Genomic DNA, 23,141 nt, shown 5'->3' on the forward strand with positions numbered 1-23,141 from the left:
TGGGGCGGCGCGGTCAACAAGGAGGAAGTCAACCGGCGTCAGTTCCTGTGACATTCCGGTTTTTTCACTGTGACATGAAGAAGTTAACAATGTACTTTGAGGACAGAAGGAATTGCTGAAAAAGAGGGCGGTCGGGTGCGAGACAGTATTTTCATTGGCGGTGGCGGCGACGATTACAGAGAAAAGCAGGGGCTGACGCTGAAATACGCCAACCGCCACGGATTGATCGCCGGGGCAACCGGCACCGGGAAAACCGTCACCCTGCAAATCATGGCCGAAGGCTTTTCCGCCCAAGGCGTGCCGGTGTTCCTATCGGATGTCAAAGGCGACCTGTCTGGATTGGCCGCAGCCGGATCACCGGGTTTCAAACTGCATGACGCTTTCATGGATCGCGCCGCTAAGATCGGCTTTGACGATTACAGCTATCAGGCCTTCCCGGTCACTTTCTGGGATCTTTTTGGTCAACAGGGCCACCCGGTGCGCACCACCGTGGCGGAAATGGGTCCGCTGCTACTGTCTCGGCTGCTGGAACTGTCCGAAGCCCAAGAAGGCATCCTCAACATCGCTTTCCGGCTGGCCGACGAACAGGGATTGCCATTGCTGGACCTGAAGGATTTGCAGGCGCTTTTGGTCTGGGTCGGGGAAAATCGTGCCGATCTGAGCCTGCGCTATGGCAATATCTCGGTTCAGTCGGTGGGCGCGATCCAGCGGCGGCTCTTGGTGTTGGAAAACCAGGGGGCAACGCAGCTGTTCGGTGAACCCGCGCTGAACCTGTCCGACCTGATGCGCACCGATCTGGATGGGCGCGGCCGGATCAACATTTTGGCCGCCGACAAATTAATGGGCTCGCCTCGGCTTTACGCGACTTTCCTGCTGTGGCTGTTGTCGGAACTGTTCGAAGAACTGCCCGAAGTGGGCGACCCGGATAAACCCCGGCTGGTGTTTTTCTTCGACGAGGCGCATCTGCTGTTCGACGACGCGCCCAAAGCACTGGTCGACAAGGTCGAACAGGTTGCACGGCTGATCCGGTCCAAGGGGGTGGGGGTCTATTTCGTCACCCAGAACCCGGCCGATGTGCCCGAAGATGTTCTGGGCCAACTGGGCAACCGGGTTCAACATGCCTTGCGCGCCTTTACCGCGAGGGATCGTAAGGAATTGCGGCTGGCGGCGGAAACCTATCGCGACAATCCCCGTTTTGACACCGAAGAAGCGATCCGCGAGGTCGGCGTCGGCGAAGCGGTGACGTCGTTTCTGCAAAAGAAAGGCGTGCCGGGTATTGTCGAACGCACTCTGATCCGGCCGCCATCGTCACAACTGGGACCGATTGATGAAGCCGAACGCAAAGCGCTGATCGATGCTTCGCCCATCGCCGGAAAATACGAAGTGCTGAACGACCGCCAATCGGCCTATGAAATTCTGACCAAACGGACACAGGATGCGGCCAAGGCGGCGGAACAGGCCGAACAGCGCGAAGAACAAGCCGAAGCGATCGAACGCGAATACAAATCCGCACGCCGGTATTCCGGCAGCCGGGTGAAACGGTCAAGTTCCCGCAGCAGCCGCAGCAATGCGCGTGGCGACACGATTGGCGATGCGCTTGGCAAGGCGTTGGTCAAAGAACTGCGCGGCACCACAGGCAAGCGGATCGTGCGCGGCATATTGGGTGGTTTGTTCGAAGGGAAGTAAAGCGCGGGGCAGGGCGACGTTGCCTCGTCGCGCTTGACACGCATCCCCCTAGATCAGGCTAAAACAAGAAAAGGGCCCCGAAGGGCCCTTTCGATTACTTTTCCGGGATCAGCCCGCGCGGGCTGAACCTGAGCACCAACAGCAGAACCAGCCCCATCGTAAGCAGCCGCATATGCGCGGTGCTGTCCAAGAGATGCGCCTTCAGCGCGCTGTCATCGGCCATGCCGTAGGTGATCACCTGCATCAGAGCCTGCCCCAGAGGTTCAACCTGTACCCAGAGGAACCAGATCAGGAACCCGCCCAGAACCGCGCCCAGATTGTTGCCCGATCCGCCGACGATCACCATCACCCAGATCAGGAAGGTAAAGCGCAACGGCTGGTAGGTGCCCGGCGTCAACTGACCGTCAAGCGTGGTCATCATCGCCCCGGCGATGCCGCAGACGGCCGACCCAAGAATGAAAACCTGCAGGTGGCGCCGGGTCACATCCTTGCCCATCGCTTCGGACGCGACTTCGTTATCGCGGATCGCCCGCATCATCCGGCCCCAAGGCGAATGCAGTGCCTTTTGCGCCATCCACAGCAGGATCAGCAAAACAACGGTGAAAAGCCCGGCATAGAGCAGTTTGACCCAAAGCGTCGAAGCGGTGGTCGCGGTCAGTCCGAAGCTGGTCGCGCGATCGACGAAGGCGGTGCTTTGTTGCAGATCAATTTCATAAGGAACCGGACGGGGCAGGCCGATCACATTTTTCACGCCACGCGCCAGCCAATCTTCGTTTTTCATCACCGCGATGATAATTTCGGCGATCCCCAGCGTTGCAATGGCCAGATAATCCGAACGCAGACCAAGCGCGGTCTTGCCGATGATCCAAGCTACACCGGCCGCAAGCAGCCCGCCCACGGGCCAAGCCAGCACTACCGGCAGGCCCAGCCCGCCAATATTGCCCGCCATCGCCGGATTGATCGCTTCAACAGCTTCCACCGCCGGGTCGAACACCCAGCGATAAAGGAAAAAGCCCACCACCAAGATCGCCAACATCGCCAGCGTCCGTGCCTTTCCCTTGGCAAGCCTTGCATAGCTCAGGACCGCCGCCACCACGGTCGCCGCCCCCAGAACCAGCGCCAGAAGAATGCGGAAGCCACCCGCACTCCATGCCTCGGGCAATGGATCGGTCGAAACCAGCACGGTGGCCAGCCCGCCAAGCGCGACAAAGCCCATGATTCCGACGTTAAAAAGCCCGGCAAAGCCCCATTGCAGATTCACGCCCAAAGCCATGATTGCGCTGATCAGCCCCATGTTCAGGATTTGCAACGCCGTGTTCCAACTTTGAATCACGCCAGTCAGCACAATCAACAGGCCGACAATGGCGAAAAGCCCGATTTTCTTGGTCGTATCGGTCATACTGATTTCCCCTTGAAGAGGCCCGTCGGCTTGAACAGAAGCACGATCACAAGGATTGCGAAACTGACGGCGAATTTATAATCGGTGGACAAAAGCTGCACCAGACCGTCGGGCGCAAGGTTTTCCGGCAGCAGGTAAGTCAGCACTTTTTTCCAAGCATAGGTGATAGTGACCTCGGAAAAGGCGATCACGAAACCGCCGGTGATGGCGCCAAGCGGGCTGCCCAGCCCGCCGACGATCGCCGAGGCAAAGATCGGCAGCAGCAGCTGAAAGTAAGTAAACGGCTTGAAAGTCTTATCAAGCCCGTAAAGCGTACCTGCCACGGTAGCCAGCGCCGCCACGATCAGCCAAGTATACAACACTACCCGTTCAGGGTTGATCCCCGACAGCAACGCCAGATCCTCGTTGTCGGAATAGGCACGCATCGATTTACCGGTGCGGGTGCGGTTGAGGAACCAGAACAGCAACGCCACGACGATCAGCGCGGTGATCACGGTCAATCCTTGCGTGGTCTTGATCGCCAACCCTTCTTGCAGACCGGTCATCTGCTTGAAATCCCGGGCCGAAATGATGAACCGTTCGCCATCGGCAAAACGCTGATCGTTCGGCCCGATGATGAAGCGCACCAATCCGTTCATAATGAACATCACGCCCATTGACACGATCACCAGAATGACCGGCTTGGCCTTTTGTTCGCGGTAGAACTTGTAAACGAGCTTGTCGGTGCCGATCACCAGCGCTGAACAGGCGATAATGCCGAAGGGCAGGGCAAGCAGGGCCGTCGGTAAGGGGCCCAGATTAAGGCCCATCGACTGAAACCACCATGTTACCAAAACAACCACCATGGTCCCAAAGGCCATGGTGTCGCCATGGGCGAAGTTGGAAAACCGCAAGATCCCGTAGATCAGAGTGACCCCAAGCGCACCCAGAGCCAGTTGGCTGCCATAGGCGATGGCGGGGATCAGAACGAAGTTGGAAAGCGCCACGATGGCGTTGAGAAAATCCATGATCAGCCCCCAAGGAAAGATTGGCGCACTTCCGGATCGGCCAGCAATTCCTTGCCGGTTCCGGTATGTGCATTGGCGCCTTGAACGAGAACATAGCCTTTATCCGCGATTTCAAGCGCTTGACGGGCGTTCTGTTCCACCATCAGGACGGAAATTCCGCTGCGCGCCACTTCGATGATGCGGTCGAACAATTCGTCCATCACGATCGGACTGACGCCTGCGGTGGGTTCATCGAGCAGCAAAACCTTGGGCTGGGTCATCAGCGCCCGGCCGACCGCCACCTGCTGGCGCTGCCCCCCCGACAATTCACCCGCCGCCTGATGGCGCTTGTCTTTCAGAATCGGGAACAGGTTATAGACCTGCGCCAAGGTATCGCTGAAATCATCGGTTCGGATGAACGCACCCATTTCCAGATTTTCCTGAACCGTCATCGATGTGAAGATATTGCTTGTCTGCGGCACGAACCCCATGCCTTGTCTGACACGCGCCTGCGGGGACAGACGAGTGATGTCCTGACCATCCAATCGCACCGATCCAGCGCGCAGATGCAACATGCCGAAGGTCGCCTTCATCGCGGTCGATTTTCCAGCACCGTTGGGGCCGACGATGACCGCGATTTCGCCCTTATTCACGGCGATGGTGCAATCATGCAGGATGTCTGGCCCGGTCTTGCCATAGCCGCCCGTCATGCTATCGCCGATCAGGAAAGCTTCGCCAGTATGTTTGTCCTGTTCGGTTCCGGTATCGACGTTCAATGTTCCGCCACCCGATTTTGTGATCGTGCGGTCCTTGTTGCCGCGACCGTCCTGATAGGGGTTGCTGCTCATACGCCCACCTTGTCTTTATTCTTCAACCCGGTGCCAAGATAGGCTTCGATCACCTGATCATTGGCCTTGATTTCAGCAAGGGTGCCTTGGGCCAGAACCTTGCCTTCGGCCATGCAGATCACCGGATCGCAAAGTTTTTCGATAAAATCCATGTCGTGTTCGATCACCACGAAGGTGTAACCGCGTTCCTGATTCAACTGCTTGATCGCGTCGGCAATGGTATAAAGAAGGGTGCGGTTCACCCCGGCGCCAACCTCGTCCAGAAAGACGATCTTGGTATCGACCATCATGGTGCGCCCAAGTTCCAGCAGTTTTTTCTGGCCTCCGGACACCTCTCCTGCCTTCAGGTCTGCGATATGACCGATGGTGAGGAATTCCAAAACCTCGTCGGCCTTGGCACGCAGCGCGCGTTCCTCGTCAGCGATCCGCTTGCGCCCGAACCAAGTGTTCCACAGGGTTTCGCCCGATTGGCCGCCCGGCACCATCATCAGGTTTTCGCGGCAAGTCATGGACGAAAATTCATGCGCGATCTGGAACGTGCGCAGCAATCCCTTGTGAAACAGCTCATGCGGCGGCAATCCGGTGATGTCTTCGCCATCCATCGTGACCCGACCCGAAGTCGGCGGAAGAACGCCCGCGATCACATTGAAAAGAGTCGTTTTTCCGGCACCATTCGGACCGATTAGCCCGGTAATGGAGCCCTGTTCGATGGTCAGGGACGCGCCATCTACGGCGTGAAAACCACCGAAATGCTTATGGACGTCTTCTACGACGATCATCAAGCTTTCCCCCGTCTTGGCACGGTTTCCGCGCCTTTTCATTATTCTTTAACAGCGGTTATATCAGAACAGCCCGGCAACTGGGCCGGGCTGTTCGCATTTTCAAGGCCGGATCTTAGCGGAATTTAACCGTGGTGATCTTGCCGTCTTTGAATTCGATCTCGCGGTACCCACCCGCAGCTTCGCCGCCGCCGATCATTTCCACTGCGGTTGCACCGACATAGTCGATTTCACCGCCGCCTGCGAGGATCTCCAAAGCTTTGGACAATTCACCGGGGAAAATCTGTTCGCCCGGCGCGTTCGCCACATCCATGATCTTGGCTTTGTAGTCGCCCGGTTCGACCGAACCGGCAGCCTGCATCGACAACAGGATCAGCGCCGCTGCGTCATAGCTTTCGCCAACATAGGGGCCCGAACCGTCGATGCCTGCGGCTTCGGTCAGCTTGGCCATAATGCTTGCGCCTTCGCTTTCAGTGCCGGGCACCGTACCGATGGACCCATCGATTTCGGAGCCGAAGTTTTCTTCCAGCGCCGACCCGATCATGCCATCAGGCAGAACGAAAGTGTCAAACGCACCAGCGTCCAGCGCCGCGCGGATCACACCGGGGCCACCCTGATCGACATAGCCCGCCACAACCAGTGCATCACCACCAGCAGAGGCAAGCGCACCAACTTCAGCGGTGTAGTCGGCTTTGCCGTCTTCATGTGCCGTGTTGATGGTCACAGCGCCGCCCATGCCTTCGTAAGCGGATTTGAAGCTGTCAGCCAGACCCTTGCCATAGTCGTTATTGGTATAGGTCAGAGCGACAGATTTGATCCCTTTTTCCATCAGCACATCGGCCAGAACCTGACCTTGGCGCGCGTCGGACGGCGCAGTGCGGAAGAACAATCCGCCGTCGTCAACAGACGACAGGGCAGGCGAAGTGGCCGAAGGTGAAATCATCACCATGCCGTTCGGCACCGCGACGTTGGCCAGAACCGCGCCGGTCACGCCGGAACAATCCGCCCCCATGATGCCCTTGATCCCGTCCGAGGTGATCAGGCGTTCGGCCGCAGCAGTCGCGGCACCTGCATCGACGCAGGTCGAATCTGCACGAACCGGGGCAACGGTCGAACCGCCCAGCAACTTGCCGCTGTCCGACACTTCTTTCATTGCCATTTCAGCACCGGCCGCCATCGACGGTGTCAGCGATTCAATCGGGCCGGTGAAACCGAGGATAATCCCCAGCTTGACTTCATCGGCCATTGCGCCACCCGTCATCAAAGCGGTTGCAGCGGTCGCCATCAAAAACTTCTTCATTATTTTACTCCCATGTTGGAACAAAGGTCCGGGTCGAACCCTATAACCGGATTTTGAAAATGAAAAGCGTCATGATTCATAGCTGTTACACTTTTCAAGCAAGCTGGTGTTTCGTGCGAATGCGCGCACTCAGTTATCCCGTTTCACCAACGATTTTGCACCGGATTGCGACTATGCTCGTCCGTTTTGCGGCGCTTTGTGCCGCCTTTATCGGTACGCTTTCGCCAATGTCGGCGCACTCTGTAATCCCACCCTCATTGCCGAAACGGTCGCCGGCCCATGGTCTTGGGCTTGCTGACCTTACGGAAGCAGTTGGGTGACAGAAAGACAGGACAGGCACAGGCGAATCCCTGCCTCCGGGGCAGGGTAGGGGACTAAATATCGTCATCGTGCGCACTTTCACCAAGAAACACCGGTTGACAGGCCGATCTGAACAACGATTTCGGTCAAAGCCCCGCGCTTTATGGAAAGAAGGGGTTAGGCCGTTATATGCGCCGACGCATCAGCCGGAAACGGATTTCGTAGGGAGAAAGTTCAGTCTGAACAGCAGTCTCGACACTATCTTGTCGCACGCCTAATCACTCCTGCGCCGGGCTCGCTTGGCTGCCACGTTCGCGGTAGGGCGTAGTTTTATAGTGTGCCCGGTAGCATTTCGAAAAATGCGACGGCGACGCGAAACCGCAGGCCAGCGCGACATTGATCACGCTCATATCGGTCTGCATCAGAAGATTACGCGCTTTTTGCAGCCGCAATTCCATATAATAACGCTTCGGGCTGCGGTTGAGGTAGCGGCGAAACAACCGTTCCAACTGACGTGTCGACATGCCGACTTCTTTCGCCAGGGTCGAGGGGCTGATCGGTTCTTCGATATTGGCTTCCATTTCGCGGATCACTTGGCTCAGCTTGGGGTGGCGCACACCGATCCGCGACGGCACGGACAGACGCTGGGTGTCTTGATCGGTGCGGATGGTGGAATAGATCATCTGATCGGCTACCGCATTTGCCAAATCCGACCCGTAATCGGATGCGATCCGATTCAATATAAGGTCGATCGCTGCGGTACCGCCGGCCGTGCTCATCCGGTTGCCATCGATGACGAAAACCGATTTTGTCAATTCGACCTCATCGAACTCCTCGATGAAACTGTCATGGTTTTCCCAATGGATCGTGGCGCGTTTGCCATCCAAAAGCCCGGCTTTGGCCATCGCATAAGACGCGGTGCAAAGCCCACCAATAGCGATGCCTTTGCGCGCCTCGCGGCGCAGCCAGGATATCAATTTCTTGGTGGTCGCCTTTTGCACATCGATCCCGCCGCACAGGATCAAAGTGTCGTCGCGGGTCAGTTCACAAAAACCGCTATCAAGCTTGAATTCGGTCCCCGCCGAACAACGCACGGTTTCACCGTGTTCGCCGACTAGGGTCCAATCATACAGTTGCTGCCCCGACATCCGGTTCGCCAGACGGATGCATTCAAGTGCTGCCGAAAAGCTCATCAGCGTAAAATTTTCCATCAAAACAAAGACAAACCGCTTGGGTTTACCCGTGACACCGGACACTTCAACAGGTTTGCGCGATGTTTCCATGACAAGTGTCCTTTGATAGAATGTCGAAAACCACAACAGTTTTTTCTACGCCGCGCAAGGGGCCGCAGGCATGGACAGAAGTCTTAGCCGAAGTTTTCGAATCCCATATGGTCAGCGACCGACGCTTTCTGTATAGAAAAGCGACTTTAATTGACCAACCGGAGTACCGACCATGAGCGAGTGGCAAAAAACCAATTGGCGCGCCAAGCCCAGGGTTCAGATGCCCGATTATACGGATCAGGCCGCGCTGCACACAGTCGAAGCGCAACTGGCCAAGTATCCGCCTTTGGTCTTTGCCGGTGAGGCGCGTAGACTGAAATCCGCTCTCGGGGCCGCCTCGCGCGGTGAAGCGTTTTTGTTGCAGGGCGGCGATTGCGCAGAAAGCTTCGATCAATTCAGCGCCAATGCGATCCGCGACACCTTCAAGGTGATGCTGCAAATGGCGATGGTGCTGACCTATGGTGCTAAGGTGCCGGTGGTGAAGGTCGGCCGCATGGCTGGTCAATTCGCCAAACCGCGTTCGGCCCCGACCGAAACGGTGGGCGGCATCGAACTGCCCAGCTATCGCGGTGATATCATCAATGAATTGGCCTTCACGCCCGAATCCCGGATCCCCGATCCGTCGAAAATGTTGCAGGCCTATACCCAGGCGGCGGCAACGCTGAACCTGCTGCGAGCCTTTTCCACCGGCGGCTATGCCGATGTAAATCAGGTACACCAGTGGACGCTCGGCTTTACCGAAGGTGAAAAGGCCGCAAAATACCGCGATCTGGCCAACCGGATCAGCGACACGCTGGATTTCATGAAAGCCGCGGGGCTGAACAGTGATCAGGAACCATCGCTGCAAACGGTGGATTTCTACACCAGCCACGAAGCTCTGTTGCTGGAATACGAAGAGGCGCTGTGTCGGCTCGATTCCACGTCCGGCAAATGGCTGGCCGGGTCGGGACACATGATCTGGATTGGCGACCGCACCCGACAACCCGACGGGGCGCATGTGGAATTCGCCCGCGGCGTATTGAACCCGGTCGGGCTTAAATGCGGCCCCACCACGACAGCCGAAGACCTCAAGGTGTTAATGGCCAAGCTGAACCCGGAAAACGAAGAGGGCCGTCTGACGCTGATCGCCCGGTTCGGTGCTGGCAATGTCGGCGACCACCTGCCGCGGCTGATCAAGACGGTTCAGAACGAAGGCGCCAAGGTGCTGTGGACCTGCGATCCGATGCACGGCAACACGATCAAATCGGCCACTGGTTATAAAACCAGGCCCTTTGAATCTGTGTTGCGCGAAGTGCAGGATTTCTTTGCCATCCACCGCGCCGAAGGCACCATTCCGGGCGGCGTGCATTTCGAAATGACTGGTCAGGACGTGACCGAATGCACCGGCGGGGTACGCGCCGTTACCGACGAAGACCTGTCGGCCCGCTACCATACCGCCTGCGACCCGCGCCTGAATGCCAGCCAATCGCTGGAACTGGCTTTCCTAGTGGCCGAAGAACTGTCGGCGCTGCGCGAAAACCGTCAGGCCGCTGTGGTCTGATGGGCGAAAGGTGCGCCCGAAACCGGCGCACCTTTTCATAAACTCTGCATGCTTTGAAACAGCGGCGATTTCATCTTGGCCTCAATATTCCGGGGTAAATGCGTGGCGAAATCAACGCAGAAGGGCCGCGCCATTCATTGCGCCTTGACCAGCCGCAGATACGGCACGCGACCTGAACCTTGATCCGATCGTGGTGCCGCGATGAACGGCGTGGCCGGTTCCGCGAATTCGCTGCTTTCTGGTGCCCCCAACCCGCCTATTGGTCTCAGGCTTGACGTTACGACCATGAACCGGCGCGGGGCCTGTCCGATGACACCGCGAAACGACAGCCCGCCCAAAATCCGCTTGGGTCGCCCCTGCGCATCGCTCAGGGGCCATAGTTTCATCCGCGCCTCGATGCTTGGGCGTCCGGCCCCATGTTCTGCGTGCAGGGTAATATTGCCGATACCGGGGCTGGTGCAGACCTGATCGATCAAGTCTTCCATCCGGGCGCGGTCTGACAATGAAATCAGAGCGGTCAGCGGCATGGCGCGCAATTCCATCCCAATCAGGTCCTTCAACCGCTGCCCAGCCAACCGTATCCGCGCTGTACCCGGCGCGATCCGTTCCAAAATGAAGGTATGTGACAGCGCCCCGTCGATCCCGCGCGGATTGATTTCGGACCGCGCCGGCATCTTCCGCGTGCCTTTCAACGCCGTCCAATAGGCGTCAAGCTCGGCAAGTTCCGGAAAGCGTTTATCGGTCAGGAAAGAAGACATCTCAATCACGTTTCACCCGTTCGCCGCCATCTGACACCAGATCATGCCGCAGATATCGAAATTTCCGCCCACTCGCGCATGCCGGTGTCGATCACCCTTAAGGATAGTTGGTTACTCAAAGGTATACATGGCACAAATTTTCGCAAATTTGTTAGGAATTCTCGCTAAATGGTTAACTCCACCGAACGGTGCGCGGCGCTGGCCTCTTGTTGCGATCTGGGCTAATGGCTAAGAAAAGTTAAGCGCGGAGGGGCCTTTGTTACAATCGATGACAGGATTTGCGTCCGGGACGGGCGCGCTGGTGCCGTTCAGCTGGACTTGGGATTTGCGGTCAGTCAATGCCAAGGGGCTGGATCTGCGCCTGCGCGTTCCGGACTGGATTGAAGGTCTGGAAACCGCGTTGCGGGCCAAATTGAGCAAGGCACTTGGCCGCGGAAACGTGACGCTGACGCTGCGGGTGCAGCGGCAGGAAACCACGGGCGATCTGGCGGTTAATGAATATGTTCTGGCCTCGGTCCTGTCGGCTTTGGCGGTGGTTGAACACAAGGCCAAGGAACGCGGTCTGTCGCTTGCCCCGACATCGGCTGCTGATATTCTGTCAACGCGCGGGGTGCTTGAACATGCCTCTGTAGAAGACGAAACCAATGCGTTGGCAGGCGCTTTGATCGCTGATTTCGACATATTGCTGGGGCATTTTTTAACGATGCGCGCCAGCGAAGGCAAAGCCTTGCAAACCGTTCTGGACCGGCAAATCGGTGAAATCGAAACACTGGTATCGCAGGCCGAAACAGCGATCAAAGACCGGCAGTCGGACATGGCAGAATCGCTGCGCAATTCGCTGCTGCGAGTGACCCAGAACAGCGATGCGGTGGATGATCATCGCATCGCTCAGGAATTGGCGTTGATCGCGGTAAAATCGGATGTGACCGAAGAAATGGACCGGTTGAACGCGCATATCGACGCCGCGCGTGCGCTTTTGCAAGATCGCAAACCTGTAGGGCGAAAATTCGACTTCCTGATGCAGGAATTCAACCGCGAAGCCAATACCCTGTGTTCCAAGTCGCAAAATAGCGCCCTAACCCGGATCGGGCTGGACCTGAAAACCGTGATCGATCAAATGCGTGAACAAGTGCAGAATGTGGAGTGACAGTAGAACCATGAGCCAACGACGCGGTCTTTTGATCATCCTGTCTTCGCCATCGGGCGCGGGCAAATCGACCCTGACCCGGCGGCTGCGCGACTGGGACCCGACGATCCGTTTTTCGGTGTCCGCCACGACCCGCGCACCACGGCCGGGCGAAGTCGACGGTCAAGATTACCATTTTCTGAGCGAAGACCAGTTCAAGCGAGACGTGACCGAAGGCGACATGCTGGAACACGCCCATGTGTTCGGCAATTTCTACGGCTCACCCAAAGGACCGGTTCAAGCCGCGATTGAAGACGGCCAGGACGTGCTGTTCGATATCGATTGGCAAGGCGCGGAGCAGATCCGAAATTCGTCGCTTGCCGCGCATACGCTGTCCATTTTCATCCTGCCGCCTTCGATCAAGGAATTGCACCGCCGTCTGGTCAGTCGCGGTCAGGACAGCGACGATGTGATCGCCCGGCGGATGCAGAAAAGCTGGGACGAGATCAGCCATTGGGGCAGCTATGATTTCGTACTGGTCAATGACAATCTGGACCAGACCTCCGAGGATCTGAAAACCATTGTGCAGGCAACCCGGCTACGACGGCTGCAACAACCGGCGCTGGTCGAACATGTGCGCAATCTTCAAACTGAATTCGAGGAAATATCATGACCCTCTATGCATTGGACGGCGTCGCGCCGATCACCCCAGACAGCGGCGATTTCTGGGTCGCTCCGGATGCCAATGTAATCGGCAAGGTCGTGCTGGAAGACGGGGCTTCGGTCTGGTTTGGCTGCACTTTGCGCGGCGATAACGAAGAAATTCGCATCTGTGCAGGCAGCAACGTGCAGGAAAACACCGTGATGCATAGCGATATGGGCTATCCGCTGACCATCGGCGCGGGCTGCACCATTGGGCACAAGGCGATGCTGCATGGCTGCACCATCGGTGAAAACAGCCTGATCGGCATGGGGGCCACGGTCCTAAATGGGGCCAAGATCGGCAAAAACTGTCTGATCGGTGCCAATGCCCTGATCACCGAAGGTAAGGAAATCCCCGACGGGTCGCTGGTGATGGGGGCCCCGGGCAAAGTCGTGCGGCAACTCGATGTCAACGCCATCGAGGGACTGAAATGGAGCGCCCGTCATTATCAGGACAACATGCGGCGTTTCCGCGCCGGTTTAACCGTAATCGGATGATTTTATCATGACATTTGACGTCATTCAGGGCTTGCTTGACGCTTTGCCTGTGCCAACCTTGTTGGTTTCCAAGGGCGAACGCGTCATCGGGGCGAATGCACGGGTCGAAACCTTGCTGGGACAGGGGTTATCCGGGCGTCATCTGATCACGGTTTTGCGCCAACCCTCGGTTCTGGATGCGATTGAAGCTTGCGAAGCTTCGCGCCAGACACAAACCACCCGCTATCTGACCAGCACAGACCGCAATGAAATGACCTATCAGGTCCATTGCGGCTATGTCGAAATCGCAGATGCCAAAGGTGTTCTGGTCAGTTTCGAAGACATCACCCATGTCGAAGCCATAAGCCAGATGCGGCGCGATTTCGTCGCCAATGTCAGCCATGAATTGCGCACCCCGCTGACCGCGCTGATGGGCTTCATCGAAACCCTGCAAGGCCCGGCCAAGAACGATCCCGTCGCACAGGAAAGATTCCTGGGCATCATGATGACAGAAGCAAGCCGGATGAACCGTTTGGTCAGTGATCTGCTGTCACTGAGTCAAGTGGAGTCCGAAGAACGCATTCGTCCGTCCCTCAGTATCGACCTGACCCTGCTGATCGGATCGATACTGCGCAGTATCGGCCCGGTCGCGGAAAAGGCGCGGGTAGCCTTGGTAAAGGAAGCCCCTTCCGATCCGATCCTGGTGCCGGGTGACGAAGACCAGTTGCGGCAGGTCTTCACCAACCTGATCGAAAATGCCATCAAATATGGCGGCAACGATCAAACCGTTACGGTCAAACTAACCCAAATGGAACGCGACCCGGCGCTGCGCGGTCCGGGCGTGCGGGTCGAAGTCTGTGATACCGGGCCTGGCATAGATCAGGTGCATCTGCCCCGGCTCACCGAAAGATTTTACCGCGTTGATAGCCATCGTTCGCGCGAAATGGGTGGTACCGGTTTGGGGCTGGCCATCGTCAAGCATATCGTCAACCGTCATCGCGGCAGACTGAAGATCGACAGCTCGCCCGAAGAGGGCAGTCGTTTCACCGTGATTCTTCCAGCGCTAGACTAACGTTGTAACTTGTCTAGATGCCGCGCTGGCGCCGCAGATATTTGAACCCATCAATTTAATTTTTTATGGTTCATATTCAGACCCTTACAAATAACGCATAATGACATGTGACAATGTTGCCCCGAAAATATGACGGTTGTCATATAGCTGTTACACTTCTGTCACAAAAGCATTGCGCAAGATCGGTACGTCCCCCGGTAAGGCCATCATGGGATGGTCCATCTAAAAAACGAAATCAGGAGTTTCCTTATGTCCTTCGTGAAACTGACCGCCTCGGCTCTGGCGATCGCTGCCGTTTCCGCAACCACCGCTTCGGCCCGTGATCAGATCCAGGTCGCCGGATCGTCGACCGTGCTGCCCTATGCAACCATCGTTGCCGAAGCCTTCGGCGAAAACTTCGACTTCCCGACCCCCGTGGTCGAAGGTGGCGGTTCCGGCGCCGGTCGCAAGAAAATGTGTGAAGGCGTGGGTGAAAACACCATCGACATCGCCGACTCCTCGTCGCGTATCAAGCAGTCGGATATCGACCTTTGCGCCTCGAATGGCGTGAACGAAATCATGGAAGTCCGTATCGGCTATGACGGCATCGTCTTTGCTTCGGACATCAACGGCGCAGAATTCGTCTTCACCCCGGCCGACTGGTATAACGCACTGGCCGCCAAGGTGATGGTTGACGGCAAATTGGTCGACAACACCAACAAAACCTGGGCAGACGTGAATGCCGCTCTGCCGGCTCAGGATATCCTGGCCTTCATCCCCGGCACCAAGCACGGCACCCGCGAAGTGTTCGACGTGAAGGTTTTGGAAGCCGGCTGTGAATCCACTGGCGCCGAAGAAGCCTATAAGGCGATGGGCGACGAAAAAGCGAAAGGTTGCACCGCATTGCGCACCGACGGCGTTTCGATCGACATCGATGGCGACTATACCGAAACCTTGGCTCGTCTGACTGCAAACCCGCAGGCAATCGGCGTGTTCGGCCTGTCGTTCTATGAAAACAACACCGACAAGCTTCGTGTTGCCACCATGGGCGGCATCGTTCCTTCGACTGAATCGATCGCAACCGGCGAATACCCGGTATCGCGTCCGCTGTTCTTCTACGTGAAGAAAGCACATCTGGGCGTGATCCCTGGCCTGCAGGAATACATCGATTTCTTCGTGTCGGATGAAATCGCCGGCCCCGATGGCCCGCTGGCTGCATACGGTCTGGTTTCGGATCCGGAACTGGCCAAGACACAGGAAATGGTTGCTGCTGGCACTGCAATGGGTCCGCTGAACTAATCCTATCGATCTTGCAGGTGGCGCCGGCCTGGCGCCACCTGTTTCCATTATCCAATTTGATATCCGCGATGGAGCAGCCATGAGCGCCGGTCTCGTCATTCTTATCGTCCTGCTGATTGCATTCGTCGGCTTCTTCCTCGGTCGTACTCGTGCGTACAAATCGGCTGGCGGCGATATCCGAAAGCTGCATTCACGGCCTAACTATTACGGTCTAACAGTCGCAATTTATGCTGCTGTGCCTGCGCTTTTATTCACCATTCTCTGGCTGCTTTTGCAGCCCCTCTATATCGAAAGCCAAGTGTCGAAAATGATCGACGCGGTCGATATCCCCGATGGCGGGTCTCTCGATCTGGTGATGACGGATGTGCGCCGAATTTCGGACGGTTTAGATGTCGCGGTCAATGCCGGGACGATGACCGAAGACCAGATCGCCACCATGCGCGCGGATCTGTCCGACCTGCGCGCTCGCTTGGGGGAAGTGGGGATTGCGGTTGCTTCGGACGTCCAGCAAAACGTACTGGACGCCGCCCGGGAATACCGCAAGCTATCTACCAAGCTGCAAATCGCAATGAGCGTTATCGTGATTGGTCTAAGCCTTGCCGGTGCCTTCATTTCCATGATGCGCATTCAACCCGACTATCGCGCACGCAACACTTCGGAACATGCGATCAAGGCGCTATTGATTTTGTCTTCCTTCGTGGCGATCCTGACCACGCTCGGCATCATTTCGTCGCTGCTGTTTGAGACTGTGCATTTTTTCCAGCTCTATCGGGCAAGTGATTTCTTCTTCAACCTGACTTGGAACCCGCAATTCCGCGGCGGTTCCGACCTCGGTATTCTGCCGCTTCTTTGGGGGACGCTCTATGTTTCCTTCGTCGCGCTAATCTTCGCGGTTCCAATCGGGCTGTTGGCGGCGATCTATCTTTCCGAATACGCCAGTAAAAATGTTCGGTCGTTCGCCAAGCCCGCTATCGAGGTGCTGGCCGGTATTCCGACCATCGTTTACGGTCTGTTCGCTCTCATCACCGTCGGTCCGCTTTTGCGCGATTATTTCGCACAGCCGCTAGGTATGGGAAATTCATCTTCCTCGGTGCTGACTGCTGGTATCGTGTTGGGGGTGATGCTTATCCCCTTTGTGTCGTCGCTTTCCGATGATGTGATCAACGCGGTGCCACAGGCAATGCGCGACGGGTCTTATGGGCTTGGTGCGACCAAATCCGAAACCATTAAGCAAGTGATCCTGCCCGCCGCTTTGCCGGGGGTTGTCGGGGCCGTCCTGCTGGCCGCAAGCCGCGCCATCGGCGAGACGATGATTGTGGTGATGGGCGCCGGTGCCGCCGCCAAGCTAAGCCTCAATCCATTCGAGGCGATGACGACGATCACCGTAAAAATCGTAAGCCAGTTGACTGGTGACACTGAATTCGCAAGCCCCGAAACACTGGTCGCCTTTGCGCTTGGCCTGTCGCTGTTCGTTGTCACATTGGGGCTGAATATTCTCGCACTCTATATCGTGCGCAAATACCGGGAGCAGTACGAATGACTGACCTTTCGACGTCCGGGGCCGCCGCACCGCGCGGTCCGCATTCAAGTTCTCTGCTGGTTCAGGATGCCAATACCCGCAAGCGTAACGCCGCTGAAAGCAGGTTTCGCCTGTATGGCGTGATCGCCATCGCCATCGCCATCCTGGCCTTGTTCGCTTTGTTGGGGTCGATCCTCTACAATGGCAGTTCGTCCTTTCGACAAGCCTTTGTCGTGCTCGATGTGTATCTTGATCCAGCCAAGCTGGACAAAGACGGCACCCGCGATCTGGAAAAAATCGCCAAAGTTTCGACATTCGGATATGCACCGCTGATCGCGGCGGCTTTCGAAACGAAATTCGAAGATCCAGAAATTGGCGTCGAAGGGTTGTCTGCGAAAAATGCCGCCAAGCTGATTTCCAAGGAAGGCCCTGCCGAGCTGCGCCGCTATGTTCTGGCCAATCCCGACATGATTGGCGAAACGGTTCAATTCGAATTCCTCGCCTCTGGCCGGATCGACGGCTATTACAAGGGCCGGGTAACGATGGAAACCGCAAAGCTGGACAAGAACGTTTCACCTGAACAACTGCAACTGGCGGATCAGTTGAAAGAAGCCGGCGTCTTGGCCATCAAGTTCAATACCGGTTTCCTGACCCGGGCGGACGCATCGGAAAACCGACCCGAAGCTGCGGGCCTTGGCGTGGCGATCCTGGGATCGTTCTACATGATGATCGTGGTGCTGTGCCTGGCCTTGCCAATCGGTGTGGCCGCGTCGATCTATCTGGAAGAATTCGCCCCCAAGAACTGGATCACCGACATCATCGAGGTGAATATTTCCAACCTTGCGGCGGTCCCGTCGATCGTGTTCGGGATCCTTGGGCTTGCGATTTTCATCAATTTCGCCGGTCTGCCGCAATCTGCCCCGATCGTCGGCGGGCTGGTGCTGACGCTGATGACACTGCCGACCATCATCATCGCGACCCGCGCTTCGTTGAAGGCGGTGCCGCCGTCGATCCGCGATGCCGCACTGGGGATCGGCGCTTCGAAAATGCAGGCAGTGTTTCATCATGTGTTACCCTTGGCCGCGCCGGGCATTCTGACCGGGACCATCATCGGTCTGGCCCAAGCTTTGGGCGAAACCGCGCCGCTGCTGCTGATCGGCATGGTGGCCTTTGTGCGTGACTTTCCCTCAGCACCGCCGGAAGGTTTTTTTGATCCCGCCGCCGCGCTTCCAGTTCAGGTTTACAATTGGACTCAGCGGTCTGACCCGGCCTTCGTCGAACGGGCCTCCGGCGCAATCATCGTCCTGATGGTGTTCCTGCTGATCATGAATGCCATAGCGATTGTTCTTCGCCGCCGGTTCGAACGCCGCTGGTAAGCTAAAAAAACGGATAAACCCAATGTATGATGCACCGAATCTGGAGAAGACCGTGGACCAGAAAGAATTCAAGATAACCGCAGACAACGTTCAGGTTTTCTATGGCGACACCCATGCGATCAAGGACGTATCAGTCCAGATCGAAGACAACACCGTCACCGCTTTCATCGGTCCCTCGGGCTGTGGCAAGTCGACGTTCCTGCGGTGCCTGAACCGGATGAACGACACCATCGATATCTGCCGGGTCGAAGGCAACATTCTGCTGGATGGTGAAAACATCTATGACAAAAAGGTCGACCCGGTGCAATTGCGCGCCAAGGTGGGCATGGTGTTCCAGAAACCAAACCCGTTCCCGAAATCGATCTACGATAACATCGCCTATGGCCCGCGGATTCACGGACTGACCCGGAACAAGGCCGATCTGGACATCATCGTGGAAAAGTCGCTGCGTCGCGGCGCGATCTGGGACGAAGTCAAAGATCGACTGGATCAACCCGGCACCGGCTTGTCAGGCGGTCAGCAACAGCGCCTGTGCATTGCCCGCGCCATTGCCACCGAACCCGAAGTCCTGCTGATGGACGAACCTTGTTCGGCGCTTGACCCGATCGCCACCGCACAGGTCGAAGAACTGATCGACGAATTGCGGCAGGACTATTCAGTGGTGATCGTGACCCACTCGATGCAACAGGCCGCACGGGTCAGCCAGAAAACCGCCTTTTTCCATCTTGGAAACCTGGTGGAATACGGTGAAACCAGCCAGATCTTTACCAACCCGATAGACCCGCGCACAGAAAGCTACATCACCGGCCGTATCGGCTGAGCAAACGGATTTTGACTGAGGATTCAGTAATGAGCGAAGAACATATCGTAAAATCCTTCGATCGCGACCTGGAAGCCATTCAGGCCCAGATCATGAAGATGGGCGGTTTGGTCGAAGAATCGATCTTGAAAGCATCCCAATCTTTGGATGACCGCGACGAGGAACTGGCCGAACAGGTGCGCAACAGCGATAAGGCAATCGATGGCCTGGAATTTCTGATCAACGAAAACTGTGCCCGGTTGATCGCACTGCGCGCCCCGGCCGCGTCTGACCTGCGGGTGATCCTCAGCGTGATGAAAATCGCCGGTAATCTGGAACGGATCGGCGATTACGCCAATAACATGGCCAAACGAACCGGAGTTCTGGTTCAGATGTCCCCGATCAACGGGTCGCATGCTGCCCTGCGTCGGATGGCGCGCGAAGTTCAACTGATGCTGAAAGACGCGCTGGACGCCTATATTCAGCGTGACGCGGAACTTGCGATGGATGTGATCCACCGCGACGAAGACGTCGACCAGATGTATAACGCCCTGTTTCGCGAATTCCTGACCTTCATGATGGAAGACCCGCGCAATATCACCGCCTGCATGCATCTGCATTTCATCGCCAAGAATACCGAACGGATGGGCGATCACGTCACTTCGATCGCCGAACAGGTGATCTATCTCGTCGAAGGCGAAATTCCCGACATTGGCCGCCCAAAAGGCGATCTCACCTCGGTTGATCCGCAACTCGGAAAGGTCTGATCCATGTCGACATCGCAGCCGACGGTGCTGGTGGTTGAAGACGAACCTGCGCAACGAGAAGTGTTGGCTTATAATCTTGAAGCCGAAGGGTTTCGTGTCACCAAAGCCGAAAACGGCGAAGAAGCACTGATCATGGTGGACGAAGAAAATCCCGATATCATCGTGCTGGATTGGATGCTGCCCAACGTGTCAGGGATCGAGGTTTGCCGCCGCTTGAAAACCCGGACGGAAACCCGTGGTGTGCCGATCATCATGCTGTCGGCCCGATCCGAAGAAGTGGACAAGGTGCGCGGGCTGGAAACCGGGGCGGACGATTACGTGGTCAAACCCTATTCGCTGGTCGAATTGATGGCGCGGGTGCGCGCACAGTTGCGCCGCACCCGTCCGGCGACTGTGGGCGAACGGCTGGAATACGAAGATATCGTTCTGGATGCTGAAACCCACCGGGTGACTCGCGACGGCGAAGCCTTGAAGTTGGGACCGACGGAATTCCGGCTGCTTTCGACGTTCATGGAAAAACCCGGCCGGGTCTGGAGCCGCGAACAGTTGCTTGATCGGGTCTGGGGCCGTGACATCTATGTCGATACCCGCACGGTGGACGTGCATATCGGTCGGTTGCGCAAGGCACTGACCCTTCATGGCGGCGTCGATCCGCTGCGCACGGTACGCGGGGCCGGGTACGCCTTGGGCTAAAGGCGAATTCCGACACGGGATTTTCCAGCCGGAACAGGCATTATTATCGAAGCGCTAACGGGGCAGGGGGTCTTCATCCTCTGCCTGCGTTGCCAGCCAGGTCCGAAAAATCTTCAGGGACCGGTCTTCGGACCGTTCGGTCGGCCAGACCAGATAATAGGCCCCCAGCGGCCGCGTTGCACCACCATAAGCGACCACCAGATTGCCGTTCTTCAGATCCTGCTGCACAAGGTAATCGGGCATCAAGGCAACCCCCAGCCCATGTATCGCCGCCTGCAAGATCGTTGAGAACTGGTCGAAGATCGTACCGGAAACAGTGCCCGGCGACACGCCATAGCTGTCGAACCACTGAGACCACGCTGTGGGCCGGGTTTCGATATGCAGCAGCGGCAGATCCAACAAATCGCGCGGATGGGCAACGGTAACATTGTTCAGAACCTGCGGTGCGCAGACCGGCAACATGTTTTCCGGCCGCAGTTTCAGATGCGACGTCCCCGGCCATTCTGCATTGCCGAAATGGATCGCCGCATCAAAAGGTTCAAAGGCAAAATCAAACGGTTTCAACCGGGTCGCCATGTTGATGGTGATTTCTGGATGACGGGCCGCGAAATCGGGCAGGCGGGGCACCAGCCAACGCATCCCAAAGGTCGGCAGGATCGCCAGATTCAGACTGCCGCCCCTCGGATTGACCTGCACTTTCAATGACGCCTGCGCGATCGTTTGCAGCGCCCCCCGGATCGTTGCGGCATATTCTTTGGCTGCCGGTGTCAATCGCATGGTCTTGCGTTCGCGGATGATCAGCGACGTGCCCAGTTGCGCCTCAAGCGCCTGCAACTGCCGACTGACCGCGCTTTGGGTCTGGTTCAGTTCTTCCGCCGCCGCCGTAGCGCTACCCAATCGGTCCAGCGCTTCCAACGCACGCAGCGACGCGATCGATGGAAGAAATCGCCGTTGCGCTCCATTCATTCTGTTTACTCATATGTTGATGCGAATTAGTCGCTATTTTCCTTATCTTTATTGGCGTAACATAAAAAATGAAGCAAGCAATACTCATAAATGAGGCCCCGAAATGACCGACCGTCCGTCCCTACGCGCCAAAGACGCCCCGGATCTGAATGCCTTTGACTGGGCCGATCCGTTCAAATTGAACGATCAGCTCAGCGAAGATGAACGCATGATCCGCGACAGCGCCCATGCCTATTGTCAGGAAAAATTGCAGCCACGGATTCTGAAAGCCTTTGCAGAAGAACAGACCGATCCCGATATTTTCCGCGAAATGGGCGAAATGGGCCTGTTGGGCGTCACCGTGCCGGAACAATACGGGGGCATCGGTGCGGGCTATGTCAGCTATGGTCTGGTCGCGCGCGAAGTCGAACGGGTCGATTCCGGCTATCGGTCGATGATGTCGGTGCAATCGAGCCTGGTGATGTACCCGATCTATGCCTATGGCAGCGAAGAACAGCGGCAGAAATACCTGCCGAAACTGTCCAGCGGCGAATGGATTGGCTGTTTCGGACTGACCGAACCGGATGCCGGGTCCGATCCGGGGGGGATGAAAACCCGTGCCACCAAGACCGATGGCGGCTATGTGCTGAACGGGTCGAAAATGTGGATTTCAAACAGCCCGATTGCAGATGTTTTCGTCGTCTGGGCCAAATCCGACGCCCATGGCGGCAAAATCCGCGGCTTCGTGCTGGAAAAAGGCATGAAGGGGCTGTCAGCACCGAAAATTCAAAACAAGATGAGCCTGCGCGCCTCGATCACCGGGGAAATCGTTCTGGACAATGTGGAAGTCGGCGAAGACGCCCTGCTGCCGCATGTCGAAGGCCTGAAGGGACCGTTCGGCTGTCTGAACCGGGCGCGTTATGGTATCAGCTGGGGCGTCTTGGGGGCGGCCGAATTCTGCTGGCACGCGGCGCGGCAATACGGGCTGGACCGGCACCAATTTAAACGTCCGCTGGCACAGACCCAACTGTATCAGAAAAAGCTGGCCGATATGCAGACCGAAATCGCTCTGGGCCTGCAAGCGTCATTGCAAGTGGGCCGGTTGATGGACAAGGCTGAAGCGGCGCCCGAAATGATCAGCATCGTCAAGCGGAACAATTGCGGCAAATGCCTGGATATTGCGCGGATGTCCCGCGACATGCATGGCGGCAACGGCATCAGTCTTGAATTCGGTGTCATTCGCCACTTGGTCAATCTGGAAACCGTGAACACGTATGAAGGGGCGCATGACGTTCACGCTCTGATCCTGGGCCGGGCGCAGACCGGGTTGCAGGCGTTTTTCTGACAAGGGCAGGGCGCGCGGGTTCGATCCGCGCGCCTTCCCGGTTTTGTTCCGGCCGGTACGTGATCGGTGAAACCACTGCTGGCCTGCACCTGCCTGCTTCGCAAGCCGAAATCAGTACCGCCAAACATGTTGTATTTTCAACCAACCGGTGTCAGCGCCTCCC

Annotated in this window: 21 protein-coding genes; 13 read left to right on the top strand and 8 right to left on the bottom strand. The window is 57.1% G+C overall.

Going from position 1 to position 23,141, the window contains the following annotated elements:
* The first annotated feature begins 135 nt into the window (after window positions 1-135).
* Window positions 136-1,686 carry a helicase HerA-like domain-containing protein gene (locus TG4357_RS01610; protein WP_058261115.1) on the top strand — a complete coding sequence of 517 codons (1,551 nt, stop codon included), beginning with the start codon at window positions 136-138 and terminating at the stop codon, window positions 1,684-1,686.
* Between the two features lie 94 nt (window positions 1,687-1,780).
* Here TG4357_RS01610 and TG4357_RS01615 read toward each other — a convergent pair whose 3' ends face one another.
* From TG4357_RS01615 to TG4357_RS01640, 6 genes are all read right to left on the bottom strand, one after another.
* Window positions 1,781-3,085 (bottom strand): branched-chain amino acid ABC transporter permease, encoded by a 1,305-nt coding sequence (locus tag TG4357_RS01615; protein ID WP_058261116.1) that lies wholly within the window; start codon window positions 3,083-3,085, stop codon window positions 1,781-1,783.
* Window positions 3,082-4,092 (bottom strand): branched-chain amino acid ABC transporter permease, encoded by a 1,011-nt coding sequence (locus tag TG4357_RS01620; RefSeq protein WP_058261117.1) that lies wholly within the window; start codon window positions 4,090-4,092, stop codon window positions 3,082-3,084. Before TG4357_RS01620 ends, TG4357_RS01615 begins: the two co-directional genes overlap by 4 nt.
* A 2-nt stretch (window positions 4,093-4,094) precedes the next feature.
* Complete coding sequence (locus tag TG4357_RS01625) at window positions 4,095-4,919, bottom strand: ABC transporter ATP-binding protein (RefSeq protein WP_074646792.1); 825 nt, start codon at window positions 4,917-4,919, stop codon at window positions 4,095-4,097.
* Window positions 4,916-5,698, bottom strand: coding sequence for an ABC transporter ATP-binding protein (locus tag TG4357_RS01630; RefSeq protein WP_058261160.1), 783 nt, complete (start codon window positions 5,696-5,698; stop codon window positions 4,916-4,918). Before TG4357_RS01630 ends, TG4357_RS01625 begins: the two co-directional genes overlap by 4 nt.
* 115 nt (window positions 5,699-5,813) lie before the next feature.
* Window positions 5,814-6,998 carry an ABC transporter substrate-binding protein gene (locus TG4357_RS01635; RefSeq protein WP_058261118.1) on the bottom strand — a complete coding sequence of 395 codons (1,185 nt, stop codon included), beginning with the start codon at window positions 6,996-6,998 and terminating at the stop codon, window positions 5,814-5,816.
* Between the two features lie 578 nt (window positions 6,999-7,576).
* Window positions 7,577-8,581, bottom strand: a complete 1,005-nt coding sequence (locus TG4357_RS01640) for a GlxA family transcriptional regulator (RefSeq protein WP_058261119.1) — start codon at window positions 8,579-8,581, stop codon at window positions 7,577-7,579.
* A gap of 172 nt (window positions 8,582-8,753) precedes the next feature.
* Between TG4357_RS01640 and TG4357_RS01645 the strand changes: the two genes are divergently transcribed.
* The gene (locus TG4357_RS01645; RefSeq protein ID WP_058261120.1) at window positions 8,754-10,121 is read left to right on the top strand and encodes a class II 3-deoxy-7-phosphoheptulonate synthase; all 1,368 of its coding nucleotides are present in this window, start codon (window positions 8,754-8,756) and stop codon (window positions 10,119-10,121) included.
* A 134-nt stretch (window positions 10,122-10,255) separates the two neighbouring features.
* Here TG4357_RS01645 and TG4357_RS01650 read toward each other — a convergent pair whose 3' ends face one another.
* Window positions 10,256-10,879 carry a PAS domain-containing protein gene (locus TG4357_RS01650; protein ID WP_058261121.1) on the bottom strand — a complete coding sequence of 208 codons (624 nt, stop codon included), beginning with the start codon at window positions 10,877-10,879 and terminating at the stop codon, window positions 10,256-10,258.
* Window positions 10,880-11,147: 268 nt separating this feature from the next.
* On the opposite strand from TG4357_RS01650, the gene TG4357_RS01655 reads away from it, so the two are divergent.
* The 10 genes from TG4357_RS01655 to phoB all read left to right on the top strand — a co-directional run bounded on the left by TG4357_RS01655 (window position 11,148) and on the right by phoB (window position 20,688).
* The gene (locus tag TG4357_RS01655; RefSeq protein ID WP_058261122.1) at window positions 11,148-12,026 is read left to right on the top strand and encodes a YicC/YloC family endoribonuclease; all 879 of its coding nucleotides are present in this window, start codon (window positions 11,148-11,150) and stop codon (window positions 12,024-12,026) included.
* A 10-nt stretch (window positions 12,027-12,036) separates the two neighbouring features.
* The gene (gmk, locus tag TG4357_RS01660; protein WP_058261123.1) at window positions 12,037-12,678 is read left to right on the top strand and encodes a guanylate kinase; all 642 of its coding nucleotides are present in this window, start codon (window positions 12,037-12,039) and stop codon (window positions 12,676-12,678) included.
* A complete protein-coding gene (locus TG4357_RS01665; RefSeq protein WP_058261124.1) occupies window positions 12,675-13,205 on the top strand; it encodes a gamma carbonic anhydrase family protein in 531 nt (176 codons plus the stop codon). Before gmk ends, TG4357_RS01665 begins: the two co-directional genes overlap by 4 nt.
* 7 nt (window positions 13,206-13,212) lie before the next feature.
* Window positions 13,213-14,256 carry an ATP-binding protein gene (locus TG4357_RS01670; protein ID WP_058261125.1) on the top strand — a complete coding sequence of 348 codons (1,044 nt, stop codon included), beginning with the start codon at window positions 13,213-13,215 and terminating at the stop codon, window positions 14,254-14,256.
* Between the two features lie 249 nt (window positions 14,257-14,505).
* Window positions 14,506-15,534, top strand: a complete 1,029-nt coding sequence (locus tag TG4357_RS01675) for a substrate-binding domain-containing protein (RefSeq protein ID WP_058261126.1) — start codon at window positions 14,506-14,508, stop codon at window positions 15,532-15,534.
* A 79-nt stretch (window positions 15,535-15,613) separates the two neighbouring features.
* Complete coding sequence (gene pstC / locus TG4357_RS01680; protein ID WP_058261127.1) at window positions 15,614-17,074, top strand: phosphate ABC transporter permease subunit PstC; 1,461 nt, start codon at window positions 15,614-15,616, stop codon at window positions 17,072-17,074.
* Window positions 17,071-18,429 carry a phosphate ABC transporter permease PstA gene (pstA, locus tag TG4357_RS01685; protein ID WP_058261128.1) on the top strand — a complete coding sequence of 453 codons (1,359 nt, stop codon included), beginning with the start codon at window positions 17,071-17,073 and terminating at the stop codon, window positions 18,427-18,429. Before pstC ends, pstA begins: the two co-directional genes overlap by 4 nt.
* Before the next feature lie 22 nt (window positions 18,430-18,451).
* Complete coding sequence (gene pstB, locus TG4357_RS01690) at window positions 18,452-19,249, top strand: phosphate ABC transporter ATP-binding protein PstB (RefSeq protein ID WP_058261129.1); 798 nt, start codon at window positions 18,452-18,454, stop codon at window positions 19,247-19,249.
* 29 nt (window positions 19,250-19,278) lie between these two features.
* Window positions 19,279-19,995, top strand: coding sequence for a phosphate signaling complex protein PhoU (phoU, locus tag TG4357_RS01695; RefSeq protein ID WP_058261130.1), 717 nt, complete (start codon window positions 19,279-19,281; stop codon window positions 19,993-19,995).
* Between the two features lie 3 nt (window positions 19,996-19,998).
* On the top strand, window positions 19,999-20,688 hold the full coding sequence (gene phoB / locus TG4357_RS01700) for a phosphate regulon transcriptional regulator PhoB (RefSeq protein WP_058261131.1): 690 nt from the start codon (window positions 19,999-20,001) through the stop codon (window positions 20,686-20,688).
* Window positions 20,689-20,742: 54 nt separating this feature from the next.
* On the opposite strand, the gene TG4357_RS01705 is transcribed toward phoB, so the two are convergent.
* A complete protein-coding gene (locus tag TG4357_RS01705; RefSeq protein WP_058261132.1) occupies window positions 20,743-21,654 on the bottom strand; it encodes a LysR substrate-binding domain-containing protein in 912 nt (303 codons plus the stop codon).
* A 103-nt stretch (window positions 21,655-21,757) separates the two neighbouring features.
* Here TG4357_RS01705 and TG4357_RS01710 point away from each other — a divergent pair, with 103 nt between their 5' ends.
* A complete protein-coding gene (locus TG4357_RS01710) occupies window positions 21,758-22,978 on the top strand; it encodes an acyl-CoA dehydrogenase (protein WP_058261133.1) in 1,221 nt (406 codons plus the stop codon).
* Window positions 22,979-23,141: the final 163 nt, after the last annotated feature.

This window comes from Thalassovita gelatinovora (assembly GCF_001458355.1).
Taxonomy (GTDB): Bacteria; Pseudomonadota; Alphaproteobacteria; order Rhodobacterales; family Rhodobacteraceae; genus Thalassobius; species Thalassobius gelatinovorus.

Bases quoted from the DNA above. Each gene is read 5' to 3' on its own strand.
- TG4357_RS01635 (WP_058261118.1), bottom strand. From the start codon at position 6,998: ATGAAGAAGTTTTTGATGGCGACCGCTGCAACCGCTTTGATGACGGGT.
- phoB (WP_058261131.1), top strand. From the start codon at position 19,999: ATGTCGACATCGCAGCCGACGGTGCTGGTGGTTGAAGACGAACCTGCG.
- TG4357_RS01675 (WP_058261126.1), top strand. From the start codon at position 14,506: ATGTCCTTCGTGAAACTGACCGCCTCGGCTCTGGCGATCGCTGCCGTT.
- pstC (WP_058261127.1), top strand. From the start codon at position 15,614: ATGAGCGCCGGTCTCGTCATTCTTATCGTCCTGCTGATTGCATTCGTC.
- TG4357_RS01665 (WP_058261124.1), top strand. From the start codon at position 12,675: ATGACCCTCTATGCATTGGACGGCGTCGCGCCGATCACCCCAGACAGC.
- TG4357_RS01630 (WP_058261160.1), bottom strand. From the start codon at position 5,698: ATGATCGTCGTAGAAGACGTCCATAAGCATTTCGGTGGTTTTCACGCC.
- phoU (WP_058261130.1), top strand. From the start codon at position 19,279: ATGAGCGAAGAACATATCGTAAAATCCTTCGATCGCGACCTGGAAGCC.
- TG4357_RS01705 (WP_058261132.1), bottom strand. From the start codon at position 21,654: ATGAATGGAGCGCAACGGCGATTTCTTCCATCGATCGCGTCGCTGCGT.
- TG4357_RS01645 (WP_058261120.1), top strand. From the start codon at position 8,754: ATGAGCGAGTGGCAAAAAACCAATTGGCGCGCCAAGCCCAGGGTTCAG.
- TG4357_RS01625 (WP_074646792.1), bottom strand. From the start codon at position 4,919: ATGAGCAGCAACCCCTATCAGGACGGTCGCGGCAACAAGGACCGCACG.
- TG4357_RS01670 (WP_058261125.1), top strand. From the start codon at position 13,213: ATGACATTTGACGTCATTCAGGGCTTGCTTGACGCTTTGCCTGTGCCA.
- TG4357_RS01640 (WP_058261119.1), bottom strand. From the start codon at position 8,581: ATGGAAACATCGCGCAAACCTGTTGAAGTGTCCGGTGTCACGGGTAAA.
- TG4357_RS01620 (WP_058261117.1), bottom strand. From the start codon at position 4,092: ATGGATTTTCTCAACGCCATCGTGGCGCTTTCCAACTTCGTTCTGATC.
- TG4357_RS01710 (WP_058261133.1), top strand. From the start codon at position 21,758: ATGACCGACCGTCCGTCCCTACGCGCCAAAGACGCCCCGGATCTGAAT.
- TG4357_RS01615 (WP_058261116.1), bottom strand. From the start codon at position 3,085: ATGACCGATACGACCAAGAAAATCGGGCTTTTCGCCATTGTCGGCCTG.
- TG4357_RS01655 (WP_058261122.1), top strand. From the start codon at position 11,148: ATGACAGGATTTGCGTCCGGGACGGGCGCGCTGGTGCCGTTCAGCTGG.
- TG4357_RS01650 (WP_058261121.1), bottom strand. From the start codon at position 10,879: ATGTCTTCTTTCCTGACCGATAAACGCTTTCCGGAACTTGCCGAGCTT.
- pstA (WP_058261128.1), top strand. From the start codon at position 17,071: ATGACTGACCTTTCGACGTCCGGGGCCGCCGCACCGCGCGGTCCGCAT.
- gmk (WP_058261123.1), top strand. From the start codon at position 12,037: ATGAGCCAACGACGCGGTCTTTTGATCATCCTGTCTTCGCCATCGGGC.
- pstB (WP_058261129.1), top strand. From the start codon at position 18,452: ATGTATGATGCACCGAATCTGGAGAAGACCGTGGACCAGAAAGAATTC.